The sequence below is a fragment of the Streptomyces sp. SID3343 genome (genome assembly GCF_009865215.1).
Lineage (GTDB): Bacteria > Actinomycetota > Actinomycetes > Streptomycetales > Streptomycetaceae > Embleya.
Window position 1 is genome coordinate 1 of the sequence record NZ_WWJX01001019.1, and the last position, 515, is coordinate 515.

The 515-nt window shown below is 74.2% G+C and carries 2 protein-coding genes; one reads left to right on the top strand and one right to left on the bottom strand.

Translation table 11 applies throughout. From position 1 onward, the window contains the following. A partial coding sequence (locus tag GT354_RS31885; RefSeq protein ID WP_161359856.1) for a helix-turn-helix transcriptional regulator occupies positions 1-257 on the bottom strand: 257 nt, incomplete at its 3' end. A gap of 117 nt (positions 258-374) precedes the next feature. Here GT354_RS31885 and GT354_RS31890 point away from each other — a divergent pair. Further along, positions 375-515 (top strand): SDR family NAD(P)-dependent oxidoreductase (locus GT354_RS31890; RefSeq protein WP_161359857.1); only part of this gene is annotated, 141 nt, incomplete at its 3' end.

Sequence of the window (515 nt, forward strand, 5' to 3'; positions counted from 1 at the left end):
CGCAGGTGGCCGGCCTCCTCGTCGTTCAGCCGCAGCGCCGCGGCCAGCGCGTCCACCACCTGGTCGGACGGGTTGCGCTCGCGGCCCTGCTCCAGCCGGACGTAGTAGTCCGTGCTCACCCCCGCGAGCAACGCCACCTCCTCGCGCCGCAGACCGGGAGTACGCCGCCGGCCCGAATGCAGCACGCCGACGTCCTCGACCGCGAGAACCTCGCGCCGGGCACGCAGGAAAGTACCGAAATGGTTGTCGGTGTCCATCCATCCACCGTACGAGGGTCCTCGCGCGCCTTGCCAGGGAGCCGTACACCCAGGGTGTGCGGCCCCGAGGAAACCCGCGCCCTGTTCGGCTTCCCGCCCCGCCTCGACGCTTGATCCATGACCACCACACCGAACCCTCGCCCCCTCCCCCTCGCCGACCGCGTCGCCGTCGTCACCGGCGCGACCAGCGGCATCGGCGAGGCCACCGCCCGGGCCCTGGCCGCCGACGGCGCGGCCGTGGCCCTGCTCGGCCGCCGC